Genomic DNA, 17,822 nt, shown 5'->3' with positions numbered 1-17,822 from the left:
TCGCGCGGAGCATCGGCATGAGTGAACTCGACGATGCGGACGGTATCGATACGCCCGACACGCCCGACACGTCGGCGCGCTCCAGGCGCCGTGCGCCGCGTCCGCGTCGCGTGCCGCGCACGCAGGCGGCGCAGGCCAAGCTCGATGCCGCCACCGAGCTATTCAAACCCGCGCCGTTTGAATACGACGCGCAGGAAGCCGCGAAGCCGATGGACGAACGCATCACGCGCTGGTTCGATTCGCGCGGCTGGCAGCCGTTCGAGTTTCAGCGGGAAGTCTGGCGTGAGATCGAACGAGGCGCGAGCGGCTTATTGCATGCGACCACGGGCGCGGGCAAAACATGGGCCGTGTGGCTCGGGGCGCTTGCGGCGTACGCGGGACCGCCGAAGCCCAAAGCGGGCGCGAAGCGTAAAGGCAAGACCGCTGGCAATTCCCGGCTCGACGAGCAAAGCCGCGCGCTTGCTGTTGCGGACCCGGAGGACAGCGCGCAATCCACTGCAAAGACCGCCGACCGCGTTGCCGCCATCACCGACAAAACGCCCCTCCCCGCGCCGCTCACCGTGCTGTGGATCACGCCGATGCGCGCCCTCGCCGCCGATTCCGCCCGCGCCTTGCAAACGGCGGTGACGGCGCTCTCGGTGCCGTGGACCGTCGGCCTGCGCACGGGCGATACGTCATCCACGGAACGCTCGCGTCAGAACCGCCGCATGCCTTCCGCGCTCGTCACCACGCCGGAAAGCCTCACGCTCATGCTCACGCGCGCCAACGCGCGCGAAGAACTCGCGCACGTGCGGCTCGTCGTGGTCGACGAATGGCATGAACTGCTCGGCAACAAACGCGGTACGCAGACGCAACTCGCGTTCGCCCGCCTCGCGCGCTGGCGTCCCGAGGTGCAGATCTGGGGTCTCTCCGCCACGCTCGGCAATCTCGCGCTCGCGCACGACGCGCTGCTGCATCCCGTGCGCACGCCACGCGTCATCGTGCGCGGCGCGCAGCCGAAAACGCTCGTCGTCGACACGCTGATTCCCGAGACCATCGAGCGCTTTCCGTGGGGCGGCCATCTCGGCGTGCGCCAGGTCGGACCCGTCGCCGATGAAATCGAGCACGCGCAAAGCTCGCTCGTCTTCACCAATACCCGCTCGCAATCCGAGATCTGGTATCGCGCGCTTCTGGAGTTGAAGCCGGAGTGGGCCGGGCTCATCGCGCTGCATCACGGTTCGCTCGACAAGGAAGTGCGCGACTGGGTCGAACTCGGTCTGAAGAACGGGCAACTGAAAGCCGTCGTATGCACGTCGAGTCTCGATCTCGGCGTCGATTTTCTGCCGGTGGATCGCGTGTTTCAGATCGGCTCGCCCAAAGGCGTCGCGCGTCTCATGCAGCGCGCCGGACGTTCGGGACACGCGCCGGGGCGTGTGTCGCGCGTGACCATCGTGCCGACGCATGCGCTCGAACTCGTGGAGGCGGCCGCGGCGCGCTGGGCCATCGGCGAGCGGCGTATCGAAGGACGAGACATGCCGCTCAAGCCGCTCGATGTCCTCGTGCAGCATCTCGTGACCGTGGCGATAGGCGGCGGCTTCACGCCCGCCGACATGTTCGACGAAGTACGCACGGCGTATGCGTATCGCGATCTCACGCAGGCCGAATTCGACTGGGCGCTCGCCTTCGTCGAACGCGGCGGCACTTCGCTTTCGGCGTATCCGGATTATCACCGCGTCGTTCATGGCGACGACGGCGTGTATCGCGTGCCGCGCGAGGACCTCGTGCGCAGGCATCGGAATAATGTCGGGACCATCGTCGCCAATGCGACCATCAGCGTGGCCTACATGACGGGCGGACGGATCGGCGCGATGGAAGAATCGTTCATCTCGCGCCTGAAACCGGGCGATGTCTTCACCTTCGGCGGCCGCGCGCTCGAACTCGTGCGCGTGCGCGACATGACCGCCTACGTGAAACGCGCGACCTCCTCGCGCGGCGCGATGCCGCAATGGGCCGGCAGCAAGATGCCACTCTCGTCCGAACTCTCGGAGGCCGCGCTCGTCATGCTCGCGCGCGCCAACGACGGCATCTACGACGAACCCGAAATGCGCGCCGTGCAACCGCTGCTCGACTTGCAGGCGAAATGGTCCGCGCTGCCGGGACCGGGCGTGCTGGTCGTCGAAAGCGTGCGGTCGCGCGAAGGACATCACTTCTTTTGTTATCCATTCGCCGGGCGCATGGCGCACATCGGCCTGGGCTCGCTCATCGGCTGGCGCGTCGCGCGCGATCAGCCCAGCACCTTTTCCATTTCGATGAACGATTACGGCTTCGAACTGCTGTCGGCGCGGCCGTTCGACTGGGAAACGCTCATCGAGGAAGGGCTTTTCTCGGCGGAAAATCTCGAGCACGACATTCTCGCGAGCCTCAATGCCTCGGAATTGTCGGCGCGGCGCTTCCGGGAAATTGCGCGCGTGTCGGGGCTGATTTATCAAGGGCATCCGGGGCAACAGAAAAGCGCGCGGCAATTGCAGGCGTCGAGCGGGCTTTTCTACGAAGTGTTCCGCAAGCACGACAGCGGCAATCTGCTGCTCACGCAAGCCGATCAAGAAGTCATGTTGCAGGAACTCGAACTCGGCCGCATCCGCGCCGCGCTGCAACGCATGAGCGAAAGCCGTCTCGCGCTCACGCATCCGAAGAAGCCGACGCCCTTTGCGTTTCCGCTGATCATCGCGCGTCTGCGTGAAAAGGTGAGTACCGAAAAGCTGTCGGACCGCGTGGAGCGTATGCTTGCCGATCTGGAAAAAGCAGCGCAAGCATAGGATGCAAATGGCAATTGAAGCACTGACGGTCGATGTGAACGGTCACGCGCTCCTGCTTTCGGCGGAGCGCGCGGCCTTCGATCCCATTCTGATGACGCTTTTCATCGCCGATGCCCACTTCGGCAAGGACGCCGTGTTTCGCGCGCGCGGCATTCCAGTGCCAGTCGGCACGACGGCGGAAAGCCTGATGCGGCTCGATACGCTCGTCGCCACGCATAAACCTGAAGCGATCGTGTTTCTCGGCGATCTGCTCCATGCGCGCGAGTCGCATGCCGATGAAACGCTTACGGCGCTACATGCGTGGCGCATGCGGCATCGGCAAATGCGGCTCGTGCTGGTCGAAGGCAATCACGACAAGCACGCGGGCGCGCTGCCCGAAGCGTTCGGCGTGGAACTCGTGAAGGAGCCGTATCGGCTGGGACCGTGGGCGCTTTGTCATCATCCGCAAACCGTGGACGATGCCTACGCGCTCGCCGGACATGAACACCCTGTTTACCGGCTCGCGACGCGTGCCGACAGCGTGCGGCTGCCGTGCTTTCGCTTCGGCCAACGCTCGGGCGTGCTGCCCGCGTTCGGCGCGTTCACTGGCGGTTTCGAGGTCAACGGCGACGTGCGCGGCGAAGCGGTTTATGTCGTGGCGGGCGAACGCGTCTTCAACGTGCGCAACTGAGTCAGTGATACGTCGACGTCGACGATTGCAGCTTGGTCAATGTCCCGCGCTGATAGCCGTACCAGCCGGACGACGTCTGCATGACGACTTCCTCGCCTTGCCAGAACACGCGTTTGACGACGAGCCTCTTGCCGATGCGCTGCACGAGCGGCGGCTTGTGACGAAAGTCGTAAAGCACGGGACCGACGTCGGTCTGCACGAGCGAGCGCGTGAGCGTGTCGGACGCGCCCGTCTGGTCGAAATGCACGACGCGCTTGGCGTCGAAGCGGTCGAAGGTATCGGTGCCGAGCACGGCGGCGAAGCCCGATTCGTCGCGCAGAAAATTGAGCGCGCCCGCCGACGTGGCAATGGGTCCGGTGGCGCTGCTTTGCGCCTGCGCGTGAACCGAGACGAGCAGCGCGGCAGCAAAGGCGGCGCCGAAAAAACTTTTGAGTTGGGACATGTCAATCAGTGGATGCTGCGTTTTTCCAACACTCGCCCAGAACTTCGCTCGCGCAAGCAATGGCGTCCTGTCAGAACATTACTAGAAACATCTGACGTCAACTAGCTGCCGTGCGGGTAAAACTCCGTCGACGAGGCGGCATTCGTCAAAATATCCGTTCGCGGGAGTGCATTGTCCGGGCCGAGCAGACTAAGGGTTTCCACCAGCATCAAAAATGACCTTTCGGTAGAATCCGAGCCTTCACTCGCCGACATTCGCGCCGCTCATTCCGACGACGCGCGCCGCGCGACACACCGCACTCGCACCCTCCGCCATGCCTCTGCCCCTTCTCGCTCTCGCCATCGCCGCGTTCGGCATCGGCACGACCGAATTCGTCATCATGGGCCTGCTGCCCAATGTCGCGCGCGATCTCGCGGTATCGATTCCGGCGGCAGGCATGCTCGTTTCGGGCTATGCGCTCGGCGTGACCATCGGCGCGCCGATTCTTGCCGTCGTCACGGCGAAGATGCCGCGCAAGAAGGCGCTCATGGGGCTGATCGGCGTGTTTATCGTCGGCAATACGCTTTGCGCGCTCGCGCCGAATTACTGGGTGCTGATGGGCGCGCGTATCGTCACCGCGTTCTGTCATGGCGCTTTCTTTGGCATCGGCTCGGTGGTCGCCGCCGATCTGGTCGCGCCGAACCGCCGCGCGCAGGCCATTGCGCTGATGTTCACCGGCCTCACGCTCGCCAACGTGCTCGGCGTGCCGCTCGGCACCGCGCTCGGCCAAGCGGCCGGCTGGCGCGCGACCTTCTGGGTCGTGACCTTGATCGGCCTCGCCGCGGCGGGCGCGCTCGCGGTTTGCCTGCCGAAGCACATCGAGATGCGCGAGACCAGCATCCTGCGCGAATTCGACGTGCTCAAGAACCCGCAGGTGCTGATGGTGCTCGGCATCAGCGTGCTGGCTTCGGCGAGCCTGTTCTCGGTCTTTACCTACATCACGCCGATTCTCGAGGATGTCACCGGTTTCACGCCGCACGCCGTGACTTACGTGCTGCTGTTGTTCGGCCTCGGCCTCACGGTCGGCAGCACGCTTGGCGGCAAGCTCGCCGACTGGAAGCTGTTGCGCTCGCTGCTGACGTTCCTCTTGTCGATCGTCGTGATCCTCACGATTTTCGCGGGCGCCATGCACGAACCGGTCTCGGCGATGATCACCATCTTCCTGTGGGGCGTGCTCGCGTTCGCGATCGTGCCGCCTCTGCAGATCCTGATAGTGAACCGCGCGAGCGATGCGCCCAATCTCGCCTCCACGCTCAACCAGGGCGCGTTCAATCTGGGCAACGCCACGGGCGCGTGGCTGGGCGGCTGCGTCATCAGCGCAGGCGCGCCGCTGACTTCGCTGCCGTGGGTCGGCGTGCTGATGGCGTGCTGCGCCTTTGCGCTCACGCTGCTTTCCGCGACGCTCGACAAGCGTGCGCGGCGCGTTGCGTTCGGGCAGGCCGCTTGAGGCTGCTGCCGATCCTCACGGGTTCTCGGCGAAGCGAGCGGCACGGCGGTATATGAAGGGCATTCTTTCTCGCGACTTTCTCGCGCTCATCCTGAGTGTCGCGGTGGTCGGCCTCGGGCTAGGCGCGACCATTCCGCTCACCGCGCTTGCACTCACGCAAGCCGGGTTCGGCACGGGCATCGTCGGCCTGATGACGGCGATGCAGGCAGGCGGCGGGCTGGCCGTCGCGCCTTTCGCAAGCCGCGTTGCGAGTCGGCTGGGCGCACGCGGGACGATTGTCGGGGCGGTGATCGTCGCAGCGTTCGCGACCATCGCAATGCAGTTCACCGTGAATCTGTGGCTATGGGCCGTGCTGCGCTTTCTATGCGGCGCGGCGCTGATGCTGCTATTCACCATTGGCGAAGCATGGGTCACGCAGCTCGCCGACGACTCCACGCGCGGGCGCGTCGTCGCCATTTACGCGACCAACTTCACTCTGTTTCAGATGACGGGGCCGGTGCTCGTCAGCGCCATCGGCGGCTGGACTTCGGCGCGCTTCGCCGTCTGCGGCGCGATCTTTCTGCTGGCGCTGCCCGCGCTCGCCTCGATTCGCGGCACGCCGCACACGCTTGCATCGCACGACGAACACGCTACCGCTGGCGACTGGCGGCATGTGTTGCCGCGCATGCCCGCGCTCGTGATCGGCACGGGTTTCTTCGCGCTCTTCGACACGCTCGCGCTTTCGCTGATGCCGCTCTTCGCGATCTCGCACGGCGTCGGCGCGGACGTGGGCGTGCTGTTCGCCTCCGCCATCCTGTTCGGCGATACCTTGATGCAGTTTCCCATCGGCTGGCTGGCGGACCGTATCGGGCGCACGAAGGTGCATGTCGGCGCGGGCGTGGTGGTCACGCTGCTGCTGCCGCTGCTGCCGTGGGCGGTCGAGTATCCGTGGTTGTGCTGGCCGCTCCTGTTCGTGACCGGCGCGGCCGCGGGCAGCGTCTATACGCTGTCTATCGTTGCGTGCGGCGAGCGCTTTCGCGGCACGGCGCTGGTGTCGGCGACGGCTATCGTCGGCGCTTCGTGGAGCGTGGCGAGTTTCGGCGGGCCGATCATCGCGGGGACATTGATGGATCGCGTGAGTCCGGATGCGCTGATTGGCGTGCTGGTGGTCGCGGCGGCGGCGTTTCTGGGCGCGGCGGCTTGGGAGAAGCGCGCTTCGACAGATGACGCTGATTGCGTTTCCTGAACGTCCAACGCGCCGTCTTTCTGTCGGAGCCGGCTGCGAGCGCGCCACCGGATGGGTCGCCCTAGCAGGCATGGCGCACACGCCGTTACGCGCGGGCCTTCGTTGCACATCTGGATCGTGCCGACCGAAGGCCACGCGGCGGCGTGGCGCGACATCATGCGCCGGCGCCGGCTTCGCTTGAGGAATCAAGTCTCCATCACATCAAGCCGTCTGCGCCGCCCCACTTTGCTCCCGCCGCACGAAAGCCAGCACGCCAACCAGCAACGCCGAGCAGAACACCGGCAACGCCGCCGCATGAAAGAGCGACGCATTGCTCCATCCGAGCGCGATCATCTGTCCGCCGACGAGCGGCCCGATCACCGACCCCACGCGTCCGATGCCCAGACTCCAGCCGATGCCCGTAGACCGCAGCGAGGTCGGATAAAAATGCCCCGCGAGCGCATTCACCGCAGGCTGTCCACCGACGATGCAGAACCCGCCCGCAAACACCGCGACGAACAGCCAGAACTGCACGTGCGCCACGCCGCCGATCATCCCCACGCTCACCGCGCCCACGAGAAAGCAGGCCAGCAACACACGCACGAAGCCGAATCGTTCGATGAACCAGCCGAGCATGAGCGTGCCTACCACGCCGCCCGTCTGCAACAGCGTGCCGACCAGCACGGCCATGCCCGGCGAGTATCCCGCATCGCGCATGACCGTCGGCAGCCAGTTCGACAGGAAGTACAGATCGATGAGATTCATGAAGCTAATCGCCCACAAAATCAGCGTGACCGGCCCGCGGCCCGCGCGGAACAGTTCGGCGACCGGCGCGCCCGAACTCGCTTTTTCGCGGACGACGAGCCGCGTCGAGGCATCGATGGCAAGCGACGGATCGAACTTCGCGAGCCAGTCGCGGGCGCGCGCCTCGCGGCCTTTCAGCACGAGAAATTGCAGCGATTCAGGCAGCGCGATGACCATCCAAACCGCGAGCAACAAAGGCACCAGGCCGCCGACCCAGAACACAGAACGCCAGCCGAAAGCAGGGATCAGCGCCGCGCTCACGAAGCCGCCCAGCGCCGCGCCGAGCGTGAAGCCGCACGAGACGAGCATCATCCGCTTGACGCGATGCTCGGCCGTCGAGAACTCGCCGACGAGCGCCATTGCGTTCGGCATGATGCAGCCGAGGCCAAGACCCGTCACGAAACGCAAGGCCGTGAGCACCGGCAAGCTGTCGGTGAACGCGGTTGCGATCATCGAGAACGCGAAGAAAAAAGTCGAGCCGATCAACACCGGCCTGCGCCCGATGCGATCCGCCAGCACCGACAAGCCGAGCGCGCCAAGCAGCATGCCGAAAAGACTCGCGCTGAAAACCGGCCCGAGCCCCGCTTTCGACACGTGCCAGTCCGCGATGACGGCCGGCGCGACGTAACCCATCGCTTGCGCGTCGAAGCCATCGATCACGAGGCATAGTCCGCACAACACGAGCAGCATCGCCTGGAAGCCGGGCCGGTGCGCGTGGCCAAGCGCGCTCTCCACATCGACCGCATTCGCCATGTTCAATCCTTGAAGTTAGTTGCGCGCCGCGAGGATGCGCCCCGCGCACTCGCCGAAACCAATGCGATAACCCTCGCCCTGACACCATCCGCGCAAGGTGACTTCATCGCCGTCCTGAAGGAACGCGCGCTCGCCGCCTTCGACGAGGCTCAACGGCCGTTGTCCGTTCCACGTGCTTTCGAGCAAACTGCCGCACGATTGCGGCGTCGCGCCACTGATGGTGCCGGAGCCCATCAGATCGCCCACGCGCGTATTGCAGCCCGATGCCGTGTGATGCGTAAGCTGCTGCGCCATCGACCAGTACATCAGCCTGAAATTGGTGCGCGAGATGGTCGTGGCGCGGCTCGCGCCTTCCGGCCTCAGCGTCACTTCCAGGTCGATGTCGAACGCGTGCTCTCCCTCATGCCGAAGATACGCGAGCGGTTGCGGCTCCTGCACGGGCGTCGCGGTGCGGAAGGGTTCGAGCGCGTCGAGCGTGACGATCCACGGCGAAATGGTGGTCGCGAACCCTTTCGCGTTGAACGGTCCGAGCGGCACGTATTCCCATTGCTGGATGTCGCGCGCGCTCCAGTCGTTGAGCAGCACCATGCCGAAGATATGCGACTCCGCATCCGCGCAGGCAATCGGTTCGCCGAGCGCATTACCGCGCCCGATGATGAAACCCGTCTCCAGCTCGATATCCAGCTTGCGGCATGCGCCGAACACCGGCCGCTCTTCGTTGGGCGCTTTCAACTGGCCGTTAGGGCGGCGCACCGGCGTGCCGCTCACCACCACCGACGACGCGCGTCCGTTATAGCCGATCGGCATCTCGGACCAGTTCGGCAGCAGCGCATTCTTCGGATCGCGGAACATCGAGCCGACGTTGGTCGCGTGTTCCTTCGAGGAATAGAAGTCCGTGTAGCCGGGAATCTCGACGGGCAGATGGAGCGTTGCATCGGCGCGCGGAACGAGCGTGCGGCGGCGCAATGCGGAGTCGTCGCGCAGCGTGGAGGCGCCCTCTTGCAGCAGGCCGCCGAGCGCGCTGCGCACCGCGCGCCACGTATCGCGTCCGAGCGCGATGAAGTCGTTCAGACGCGGCGCGTTGAAGGTGCCGTGACCATCGACGAGACGCGCTTCTTCGAGCGCCGCCAGGTCCACGATCCAGTCGCCGATAGCCACACCCGCGCGCGGCCGCGGATTCACCGGGTCGCTGAAGATGCCAAACGGCAGGTTCTGGATCGGAAAGTCGCTCGCCGGATCGTTGGCGGAGTCGAGCCAGCTTCTGAGTTGCGGCGCACGCGTCGCGTGAAGCGCGTCGTTCATCGTTGCTCCGGGTTGAAGTGTTTCGTGAGCCCTTGCCAGCACTCGTAGTAATGCGCCTGCAATTGCGCGGTTTCGAGCGCGAACTGCGTCGGCTTGATGAGCGTGCGCGTCTCGAACATGAAGGCGAGTGTGTCGCCGACCTTCGCGGGCTTCGAGGTATCGCTTCTCGATGCCTTTTCGAAGGTATCCGCGTCCGGCCCGTGTCCCGACATGCAGTTGTGCAGACTCGCGCCGCCCGGCAGGAAGCCCTCGGCCTTCGCGTCGTAGACACCATGCACGAGGCCCATGAATTCGCTCGCCACATTGCGATGGAACCAGGGCGGCCGGAACGTGTCCTCGGCGGCGAGCCAGCGCGGCGGAAAAATCACGAAGTCGATGCTATCGACGCCCGGCGTATCGCTCGGCGATTGCAGCACGAGAAAGATGGACGGATCTGGATGATCGAAGCTGATCGAACCGATGGCGTTGAAGTGGCGCAGGTCGTATTTGTAGGGCGCGTAGTTGCCGTGCCACGCGACCACGTCGAGCGGCGAATGGCCGATATCCGCGCGCCACAGCACGCCGTTCATCTTGGCGATGAGTTCGAACGCGCCTTCGCGGTCCTCATAAGCCGCGTGCGGCGTGAGGAAATCACGCGGATTGGCGAGCCCGTTCGAACCGATAGGCCCGAGATCGGGCAGCTGCAGCAACGCGCCGAAGTTCTCGCAGATATAGCCGCGCGCTTCGCCATCCGGCAGCGCCACGGCAAAGCGCACGCCGCGCGGAATCACCGCGATCTCGAACGGCGCGATATCGAGCTTGCCGAGTTCGGTCCAGATCGCGAGCCGCCCTGCTTGCGGCACGATCAGCAATTCGCCGTCCGCGCTGTAGAAGAAGCGCTCGTGCATCGAACGGTTCGCCGCGTACAAATGAATCGCGCAGCCGCTCATGGATTCGGCGGCGCCGTTGCCGGCCATCGTCACCCAGCCGTCGATGAAATCGGTCGGCGCGGCGGGCATCGGCAGCGGGTCCCAACGCAACTGGTTCGGCGGCGTGGGCGGCACATCGGCGAAATTGGCGACGAGCCGCGCGCGCGAGGCATCGCCAGTCAATTGCACGAACGGCCGATGCACTGCCGCCGGCCGGATGCGGTACAGCCACGAGCGCCGGTTATGCGCGCGCGGCGCGGTAAAAGCCGTGCCGGAAAGCTGCTCCGCATAAAGACCGTAGGCCGCGCGCTGCGGCGAGTTGCGGCCGATGGGCAGCGCGCCCGGCAACGCTTCGGTCGCGAAGTCGTTGGCGAAACCCGACTGATAGTGCGCGCTGGCGTCGGTATGCGTGTCGAACGTCGGCATGGTCGTGATCCTCGATGAGTGCCATCGCGTGGTATTTACGAATGGTAAAACCAATTACGTTTAGTGAAATTTGTCGTAAACCCTGAGCGTGGCTTATCCCACCCGCATATGAATATGTGAATTTGGCGCAAGCCACGGCGCCATGCGCTGGTACCATCGACGGAATTCGTCCCACCTTGGAAGCCTTAACGCCGAACGCGCCATGATCACCCCGTCCGTGACAGAACTCGTCAACCGCGCCAAGGCGCATCCGTTTCTCGGCGCGCATATCGTGCTGGGCGAAGGCGAGCACGCGGGACAAGCGGTCGCGAACTATGGCGAGTTGCGTATTGCAAGCGCGTACGAGCCGATCTTCGATGTCGGCACGCATAGCTTTCCGCAGGTGTTGAGCGCGTCGCCCGAGAGCGCCGAGCGTTTCGGCGACGAACTCGGCGTGCAGGCGCAGACGCTGATCGAAGGCGATACTCCGCACGATCCCTTTGGCCAACTGGACAACGACCGCGAACTCGTCGCGCTCGACCGGTTATCGCGCGCGCTGCATGCGTTCAATTTCTTCGGCGCGCAAAAGCCCGGTCTGCTGTTTTTGCGCGTGCATGAGCGGTTATTGAAGAGCGTGAAGTACGACCACGGTCTGCACTTCTCGTCGGTGTTGCTGGAGTTCGGCGTGAATCCCGGACGCATCGTGATCGAATTGCCGGCGGCGGCCGTCGCGCACAAGACGTTTCTCGGCTACCTCATCAAAAGCTATCAGCGCTACGGTTTCAAGGTAGCGGGCAATCTGCCCAATGCCGGGCAGATCATGGCGGTATCGGACATGGCGCGGCTCGACTTCATCAAGATGGATGCGCGCGCCGCCTTGCGCGATTCCGTGGTCAAGCATCTGGTGGCGTATGCACATAGGCTGCGCATTCCGCTCATCTTCAGCAATGTCGCCGATGCCGCGCAGTTCAATGCGCTCGAACAATACGACGTGCACTTCGTGCAAGGGCCGGTGTTCGACGCGCATCCCGGAGAATTGCGTTAGCTGTCGCTGCGCAGGCGATGCATCAGCGGCTTCAGCGCCGGATACAGATCGAGATAGACGCCGAAGCGGTCTCTATAAACGCGTTGCCGTGCTTCGTCCGGCTCTGCGCGATCCACGAGCGTGACCCAGCCGCCTTCCGCCGTTTCGCGTGAAATGAGATTGGCACCGAGCGCCGCGAGCAAGGCCGCGCCCATCGCCGCTTCGACTTCCTGTTCGATGGATTGCACGGGATAACCCGTTACATCCGCGATGATCTGCATCCACAGGTCAGAATGCGCCGCGCCGCCGACCACGATCAGCTTGTCATCCAGCGATTGCGCGCCGCGCCGCCCTGCTTCCATGTTGTGCTTCAACGCAAACGCGACGCCTTCGAGCACCGCGCGATAGAGCGTCGCGCGCGTGTGAAAGAGATTCAAGCCCACGAACGTGCCGCTCGCGTGGGCATCCCAGACGGGGCTGCGCTCGCCCATCAGATAAGGCAGGAACACGACGCCGTCCGAACCCGCCGCGACCTTGGCCGCCGCATCTTCGAGCAGCCGATGCGGATCGCCATCGGGTATTTGCTTGGCTGCCGCGATCTCGGCCTGACAGAACTGATCGCGATACCACGCGACGCACGCGCCGGCCGTGCTGGCGCCACCGAACACGTAGAGATCGCGCTTGCCGTTGTAGACGTGCGGCATGGAGACGAGACCGTGTCGCGCATCGACGCTCTGGTTGATGTAGCCCCAGCACATGCTCGTGCCGATCATCGCGACATGGTGACCCGCGCGCGTCACGCCCGCCGCGAAAGTGGCGACGGCCGCATCGACGCCGCCCGCGACGATCGGTGTGCCCGCCGCAAGCCCGAGCTTGTCCGCCCACTGCGGCAACAGCCCGCCCACGATCTCCGACGACTCGACGAGCCGCGCGGGCATCATCGACACGGGAATGCCGAGCATGTCGAGCGCTTCTTCCGACCACGCGCGGCGGCCGATGTCGTACACGCCGCCGATATTGCCCGCCGAGCTGTGATCGATCGCGAGTTCGCCCGTGAGGCGCTGGATGATAAACGCGTTCGGCGGCAGGAAATAGCGCGTCTTCTTCCAGACTTCCGGCTGCTGCTCGCGCATCCACAGAATTTTCGTGAAGCCGTAGTAGCTGTCGACGCCGTTGCCGGTGATCGCCTCGATGCGCGCCATATCCACGTTCTGCCGCACCCATTCGACTTGCGCGGTCGCGCGGCGATCCATCCAGATGAGGCACGGGTAAAGCGCTTCCATGTCGTCGTCGACGGGAATGCCCGAGCCGCCGTAGAGACTGCTCACGCAGACCGACTTGATCTGATCGGCCGCGACGCCCTTCGCACGCGCTTTCGCGACGCAGCCGCTCAAGGCTTCGGTCACGGCATCGAACCAGACGGACGGCCATTGTTCCGCCCAGAGCGGCTTCGGTGTATCCGGATGATAGGCGCTCGAATGTTGCGCGACGATTGCGCCAGTCGTATCGACCAGAAGCGCCTTCGTGCTCTGCGTGCCGATGTCTATGCCGATCACGTAATCCATGCTTTGTCTCCGACTCGTATCTTTCTGTGTGGTTTGCCGCGTCATTGCCTATGGTTGATGCAGACCTTCGTTCAACGCCGGCCATGCTGACTATCCGGGTTATTCCCGATTCGTCCTGTAACGGCGCGCTGGGCTACGTCCGGCGCTTAAGCGCCGCTGCCGCGCGCGGCCGCATGCGGCACCGCGCCTTGACTTTCGCGATGTCCAATACGATCATTCGATCAACCAAAGAGCAAATGCTCACCACGGCTGCGTAAATTGTGAGCGCAAGGCGTCGCAAACGCAAACGGTCGTCCGCGAAGAACGGGCGCACATCCAATCAAAGGAAGCGAGACATGACGAGCGAAAACAATGTGATCCTGCACATCGGCGCGGGGTCTTTTCATCGCGCGCATCAGGCGTGGTACTTGAGCCGGCTGATCGAATCGGGCGATGCGAGCTGGTCGCTCGCCGTGGGCAACATTCGCGGCGACATGAACGCCGTGCTCGATGCGCTCGCCGCGCAAAACGGCGAATACACGCTCGAAACCGTCACGCCGCAAGGCGAGCGCGACTACGAAACGGTGCGCTCCATCCGCCGCGTGATCCCCTGGACCGCCGATCTCGACGGGCTCATCGCGGCGGGCAGCGCGCCCGAATGCAAGATCGTATCGTTCACCGTCACCGAAGGCGGCTATTACCTCGACGAACACGACAAGCTCGAAACCGGCAACGTCGATCTCGCCGCCGACCTGAAAGGCGCGAAGACCACCATCTACGGTGCCATTGCCGCCATTCTCGACGCCCGCATGAAGAACGACGCGGGCAAGCTGTCGCTGCAGAACTGCGACAACCTGCGCAGCAACGGCGACCGCTTCAAGGCGGGCATGCTCGAATTCCTCGAACTGCGCGGCGAGACGCAATTGCGCGACTGGATGATCGCCAACACCTCGTGCCCGAACGCGATGGTCGACCGCATCACGCCGCGTCCGACACCCGATGTCGCGGAGCGCGTGAAAGCCGCGACGGGTTTCGACGACCGCGCGCCGATCATGGGCGAGAAGTTCATTCAGTGGGTGATCGAGGATCACTTCATCGCGGGAAGGCCCGCTTGGGAGAAGGTTGGCGCGGAGATGGTCGAGTCCGTGCTGCCGTACGAAGAGGCGAAGATCCGCATTCTCAACGCGAGTCATAGCTGCATTGCGTGGGCGGGAACGCTCGTCGGCCTGCAGTACATTCACGAAGGCACGCAGGACCTGGAGATTCGCGCTCTCGCCGAAGCCTATGTCACCGACGACGTCATCCCGTGCCTCACGCCTAGCCCAATCGATCTGGCGAAGTATCGCGATGTCGTGCTCGACCGCTTCAGCAATCCGTATATCAAGGACACGAATCAGCGCGTCGCCGCCGATGGCTTCTCGAAGCTGCCGGGCTTTATCGCGCCGACGCTCGCGGAATGTTTCGAGCGCGACGTCGATCCCGACGCGACCGCGATTCTGCCCGCGCTCTTCTTTCGCTTCCTCGAACGCTGGCACGAAGGCAAGCTGCCTTATACCTATCAGGATGGCGTGATGGACCCCGCCGTCGCGCATGGCTATTTCACGGCCGACGATCCGATCAAGGCCTTCGCCGGCGACAAGCTGCTCTGGGGCAGCATGGCGCAGACCGAAAGCCTGGAGCGCGTGCTGCGCGCGGCAATCGGGCGCGTCGATGCGTGGCTCAAGAACCGGCCTTGATTGGCTCGCTTGGGTGTTGTGCTCATGGCGCATTGAGGCGCACGGCGTTACATTAGCGCCTCCGGTTTTCTGCCGGGCTTCGCGCCTGGCTTCGACAAAGGTCCGTTCATGTATTTAGGTATCGACCTCGGCACCTCCGAAGTGAAAGTGCTGCTGCTCGCAAGCGACGGCAGTGTAATCGGCACGGCGGGCACGCCTTTTACGGTGTCGCGCCCGAAACCGCGCTGGTCCGAACAAAATCCGCTCGACTGGTGGGCAGGCACGCGCGCCGCCCTCTTCGCCTTGCGCGACAAGTCTCCGAAAGAGTTCGCGCAAGTGCGCGGCATCGGCCTGTCCGGGCAGATGCATGGCGCGGTGCTGCTCGATTCGAGCGATCGCGTGCTGCGCCCGGCCATCCTCTGGAACGACATGCGCAGCGACAAGGAGTGCGCCGAGCTTTACGAGCGCGCGCCGAATCTGCACGAGATCGCCGGTAATCTGGCGATGCCCGGTTTCACCGCGCCCAAGCTGCTCTGGGTCGCGCACAACGAGCCGGAAATCTTCCGGCAGACGGCTTGCGTGCTGTTGCCGAAGGATTATCTGCGCATGCATCTCACGGGCACGAAGGTGTCCGATCCATCCGATGCCGCCGGCACGCTTTGGCTCGATGTTGCGCGACGCGACTGGTCGGACGAACTGCTCGCCGCGTGCAGCATGACGCGGCAGCAGATGCCGAAGCTCGCCGAAGGCAGCGAGCCTTCGGGCACCTTGCGTCCGGAACTCGCGCGTGAACTCGGCTTGCCCGATGGCGTCATCGTTGCGGCAGGCGGCGGCGACAATGCGGCGAGCGCGGTGGGAATCGGCGCAACCGAACCCGGCGATGGCTTCCTCTCGCTCGGCACGTCGGGCGTGTTGTGCGTGGTGGGCGATCGCTTCAGGCCCAATCCGGCATCGGCGGTGCATGCGTTTTGTCACGCCATTCCGGACCGCTGGCATCAAATGAGCGTGGTGTTGTCGGCGGCGAGTTGCCTGCGCTGGGTATGCAAGCTCACGTCCACCGACGAGCCCACGCTGCTTGCGGAAATCGAGGCGCTGCCCGCCGATGCCTTATCGACCGCGCCTTTGTTCCTGCCGTATTTGAGCGGCGAGCGCACGCCGCACAACGACCCTTACGCGCAGGGCGTGTTCTTCGGCATGACGCACGCCACCGATCGCGCCTTGCTCGGCTATTCGGTGCTGGAAGGCGTGACGCTCGCCCTGACCGATGGTCTCGACGCCTTGCAATCCGCGGGCACGGAAGCGCATGCCTTGTCGCTGCTTGGCGGCGGCGCGCGCAGTGCGTACTGGGGCCAAATGTTCGCCGATGCGCTCGATACGCCCACGCGCACGCACGGCGGCGGCGAGACGGGCGCGGCGCTCGGCGCGGCGCGGCTCGGCTGGCTCGCGGCGGGCGGCGATCCGGCGACGGTGCTGACCAAACCTGCCATCAAGCAGGAGTTCACGCCGAATGCCGAGCGCCACGCGGCGTTGCGCCAGCGGCTCAAGGGCTATCGCGAGCTGTATCAGCACGTGCGGCCGTTGTTCGATCCGGCGCGTCCGCGACTAGCCTGACGCCGAGAGACGTTCGAAAGCCGGCTGTTGCCATTAAGCGGGCAGCCGGCTGTTTCGTTTTTCAAACGGCATTCATTGGCCGCCTTGCTTGGCCTGAATGCAGCGTTTCGGTCGTGCGGGTAAATATTCGGCGATGGTTTCCGACGATAAACCGCGCCGCGCGCTATAAAAAGAACTACAACTGAAGCAGACTCAATTCAACGACCGTGCCCAAGTCCAACGAAAAACTCGATCTGGCGACGCGCGCCGCGTGGCTCTACTACGTCGCGGGCAATACTCAGAATGAGATCGCCGAAAAACTGCAAATCTCGCGACCTGTCGCGCAGCGGCTCGTCGCCTTCGCGGTCGAAAAGAACCTGATTCGCGTGCGAGTCGATCATCAGATCGCCGATTGCCTTTCGCTTGCGAAGCAACTCAGCGACCGCTACGGACTCGCGATGTGCGAAGTGGTGCCCATCGACGGCGACAGCAACGAGCAAGTGGACCGCAAGCTCGCGGTAGCAGGCGCGCAGGTGATGGAACGCTATCTCGTCGATGAGAAACCGCTCGTCGTCTCCATCAGCAGCGGGCGCACGCTCAAGGCGGTGGTCGCGCAGATCGGGCAACTGGAGCGGCCGCAGCATCGGCTGGTGTCGCTCGTCGGCGCGATTGCGCACGATGGTTCGTCCAATCGCTACGACGTCGCGCAGCAGCTCTCCGAAAAGACCGGCGGCAAGCACTTCATGCTGCCCGCGCCGCTCATGGCCGATAGCGAAGCCGAGCGCGCGCAATGGTGCAATCACCGTCTTTATCGGATCGTGGATGCGCTCGCGCAGAAAGCGGACGTGGCTTTTGTCGGCATCGGCAATGTGGGCATCAATTGTCCGCTGCACGAGGACGGATTCATCTCGAACGCCGAAGTCCACGAGTTGATGAAAGCGGGCGCGGTGGCGGAACTGCTCGGCCTGCCGATCGATGCGAACGGAGCGCGCGTCGATTCGAAAACAGGCGCGCGCGCGACGAGCCTCAAGATCGATTCGCCGCCGAAACGGCCGACCATCGGCTTTGCCGGCGGCGAGCGCAAGCGCGCGGCGCTGGTCGCGGCGTTGAAGGGGAAGTGGTTGTCTGGATTGGTGACAGATGAGCTTTGCGCGCGCGCGGCGCTGGCGGCTTGAATCGC

14 protein-coding genes are annotated in these 17,822 nt (G+C 64.5%); 9 read left to right on the top strand and 5 right to left on the bottom strand.

Annotated elements, in window-relative coordinates:
* The first annotated feature begins 17 nt into the window (after positions 1 to 17).
* A complete protein-coding gene (locus tag NCT04_RS03095) occupies positions 18 to 2,795 on the top strand; it encodes a ligase-associated DNA damage response DEXH box helicase (protein ID WP_250463408.1) in 2,778 nt (925 codons plus the stop codon).
* A 7-nt stretch (positions 2,796 to 2,802) separates the two neighbouring features.
* Positions 2,803 to 3,465: a ligase-associated DNA damage response endonuclease PdeM gene (pdeM, locus tag NCT04_RS03090; protein WP_244827191.1), complete on the top strand. Its 663-nt coding sequence runs from the start codon at positions 2,803 to 2,805 to the stop codon at positions 3,463 to 3,465.
* Between the two features lies 1 nt (position 3,466).
* Here pdeM and NCT04_RS03085 read toward each other — a convergent pair whose 3' ends face one another.
* Positions 3,467 to 3,907, bottom strand: a complete 441-nt coding sequence (locus tag NCT04_RS03085; RefSeq protein ID WP_250463406.1) for a hypothetical protein — start codon at positions 3,905 to 3,907, stop codon at positions 3,467 to 3,469.
* Positions 3,908 to 4,220: 313 nt separating this feature from the next.
* On the opposite strand from NCT04_RS03085, the gene NCT04_RS03080 reads away from it, so the two are divergent.
* Positions 4,221 to 5,393 (top strand): MFS transporter, encoded by a 1,173-nt coding sequence (locus NCT04_RS03080; protein ID WP_250463404.1) that lies wholly within the window; start codon positions 4,221 to 4,223, stop codon positions 5,391 to 5,393.
* 52 nt (positions 5,394 to 5,445) lie between these two features.
* A complete protein-coding gene (locus NCT04_RS03075; protein WP_244827188.1) occupies positions 5,446 to 6,618 on the top strand; it encodes an MFS transporter in 1,173 nt (390 codons plus the stop codon).
* Positions 6,619 to 6,819: 201 nt separating this feature from the next.
* Here the strand turns inward: NCT04_RS03075 and NCT04_RS03070 are convergent, their stop codons facing one another.
* The 3 genes from NCT04_RS03070 to hmgA are packed head-to-tail and all read right to left on the bottom strand — an operon-like array spanning position 6,820 to position 10,790.
* Complete coding sequence (locus tag NCT04_RS03070; protein ID WP_250463401.1) at positions 6,820 to 8,154, bottom strand: MFS transporter; 1,335 nt, start codon at positions 8,152 to 8,154, stop codon at positions 6,820 to 6,822.
* Between the two features lie 15 nt (positions 8,155 to 8,169).
* Positions 8,170 to 9,456: a fumarylacetoacetase gene (fahA, locus tag NCT04_RS03065; protein ID WP_250463399.1), complete on the bottom strand. Its 1,287-nt coding sequence runs from the start codon at positions 9,454 to 9,456 to the stop codon at positions 8,170 to 8,172.
* Complete coding sequence (gene hmgA / locus NCT04_RS03060; protein WP_250463397.1) at positions 9,453 to 10,790, bottom strand: homogentisate 1,2-dioxygenase; 1,338 nt, start codon at positions 10,788 to 10,790, stop codon at positions 9,453 to 9,455. The genes fahA and hmgA overlap by 4 nt, the downstream gene beginning before the upstream one ends.
* Before the next feature lie 202 nt (positions 10,791 to 10,992).
* On the opposite strand from hmgA, the gene NCT04_RS03055 reads away from it, so the two are divergent.
* Positions 10,993 to 11,814 carry an EAL domain-containing protein gene (locus tag NCT04_RS03055; protein WP_244827185.1) on the top strand — a complete coding sequence of 274 codons (822 nt, stop codon included), beginning with the start codon at positions 10,993 to 10,995 and terminating at the stop codon, positions 11,812 to 11,814.
* On the opposite strand, the gene NCT04_RS03050 is transcribed toward NCT04_RS03055, so the two are convergent.
* Positions 11,811 to 13,358 carry an FGGY-family carbohydrate kinase gene (locus NCT04_RS03050; protein ID WP_250463395.1) on the bottom strand — a complete coding sequence of 516 codons (1,548 nt, stop codon included), beginning with the start codon at positions 13,356 to 13,358 and terminating at the stop codon, positions 11,811 to 11,813. The genes NCT04_RS03055 and NCT04_RS03050 overlap by 4 nt on opposite strands.
* Before the next feature lie 50 nt (positions 13,359 to 13,408).
* Between NCT04_RS03050 and NCT04_RS03045 the strand changes: the two genes are divergently transcribed.
* The 4 genes from NCT04_RS03045 (at position 13,409) to NCT04_RS03030 (ending at position 17,817) form a co-directional block, all read left to right on the top strand.
* Positions 13,409 to 13,615, top strand: coding sequence for a hypothetical protein (locus NCT04_RS03045; RefSeq protein WP_250463393.1), 207 nt, complete (start codon positions 13,409 to 13,411; stop codon positions 13,613 to 13,615).
* Positions 13,616 to 13,693: 78 nt separating this feature from the next.
* Complete coding sequence (gene dalD / locus NCT04_RS03040) at positions 13,694 to 15,073, top strand: D-arabinitol 4-dehydrogenase (RefSeq protein ID WP_250463392.1); 1,380 nt, start codon at positions 13,694 to 13,696, stop codon at positions 15,071 to 15,073.
* A 108-nt stretch (positions 15,074 to 15,181) separates the two neighbouring features.
* Positions 15,182 to 16,663: a xylulokinase gene (xylB, locus tag NCT04_RS03035; protein WP_250463391.1), complete on the top strand. Its 1,482-nt coding sequence runs from the start codon at positions 15,182 to 15,184 to the stop codon at positions 16,661 to 16,663.
* 206 nt (positions 16,664 to 16,869) lie between these two features.
* Entirely contained in the window at positions 16,870 to 17,817 is a 948-nt protein-coding gene (locus tag NCT04_RS03030) for a sugar-binding transcriptional regulator (protein WP_250463389.1), read from the top strand.
* Positions 17,818 to 17,822: the final 5 nt, after the last annotated feature.

Source organism: Caballeronia sp. GAFFF2, assembly GCF_023631485.1.
In the GTDB taxonomy this organism is placed as follows: Bacteria; Pseudomonadota; Gammaproteobacteria; order Burkholderiales; family Burkholderiaceae; genus Caballeronia.
Note: the sequence above shows the minus strand (reverse complement) of the source record. Positions and strands in the feature narration are given on the sequence as shown.

Bases quoted from the DNA above. Each gene is read 5' to 3' on its own strand.
- fahA (WP_250463399.1), bottom strand. From the start codon at position 9,456: ATGAACGACGCGCTTCACGCGACGCGTGCGCCGCAACTCAGAAGCTGG.
- xylB (WP_250463391.1), top strand. From the start codon at position 15,182: ATGTATTTAGGTATCGACCTCGGCACCTCCGAAGTGAAAGTGCTGCTG.
- NCT04_RS03070 (WP_250463401.1), bottom strand. From the start codon at position 8,154: ATGGCGAATGCGGTCGATGTGGAGAGCGCGCTTGGCCACGCGCACCGG.
- hmgA (WP_250463397.1), bottom strand. From the start codon at position 10,790: ATGCCGACGTTCGACACGCATACCGACGCCAGCGCGCACTATCAGTCG.
- NCT04_RS03095 (WP_250463408.1), top strand. From the start codon at position 18: ATGAGTGAACTCGACGATGCGGACGGTATCGATACGCCCGACACGCCC.
- NCT04_RS03075 (WP_244827188.1), top strand. From the start codon at position 5,446: ATGAAGGGCATTCTTTCTCGCGACTTTCTCGCGCTCATCCTGAGTGTC.
- pdeM (WP_244827191.1), top strand. From the start codon at position 2,803: ATGGCAATTGAAGCACTGACGGTCGATGTGAACGGTCACGCGCTCCTG.
- NCT04_RS03080 (WP_250463404.1), top strand. From the start codon at position 4,221: ATGCCTCTGCCCCTTCTCGCTCTCGCCATCGCCGCGTTCGGCATCGGC.
- NCT04_RS03045 (WP_250463393.1), top strand. From the start codon at position 13,409: ATGGTTGATGCAGACCTTCGTTCAACGCCGGCCATGCTGACTATCCGG.
- NCT04_RS03055 (WP_244827185.1), top strand. From the start codon at position 10,993: ATGATCACCCCGTCCGTGACAGAACTCGTCAACCGCGCCAAGGCGCAT.
- NCT04_RS03085 (WP_250463406.1), bottom strand. From the start codon at position 3,907: ATGTCCCAACTCAAAAGTTTTTTCGGCGCCGCCTTTGCTGCCGCGCTG.
- NCT04_RS03050 (WP_250463395.1), bottom strand. From the start codon at position 13,358: ATGGATTACGTGATCGGCATAGACATCGGCACGCAGAGCACGAAGGCG.
- dalD (WP_250463392.1), top strand. From the start codon at position 13,694: ATGACGAGCGAAAACAATGTGATCCTGCACATCGGCGCGGGGTCTTTT.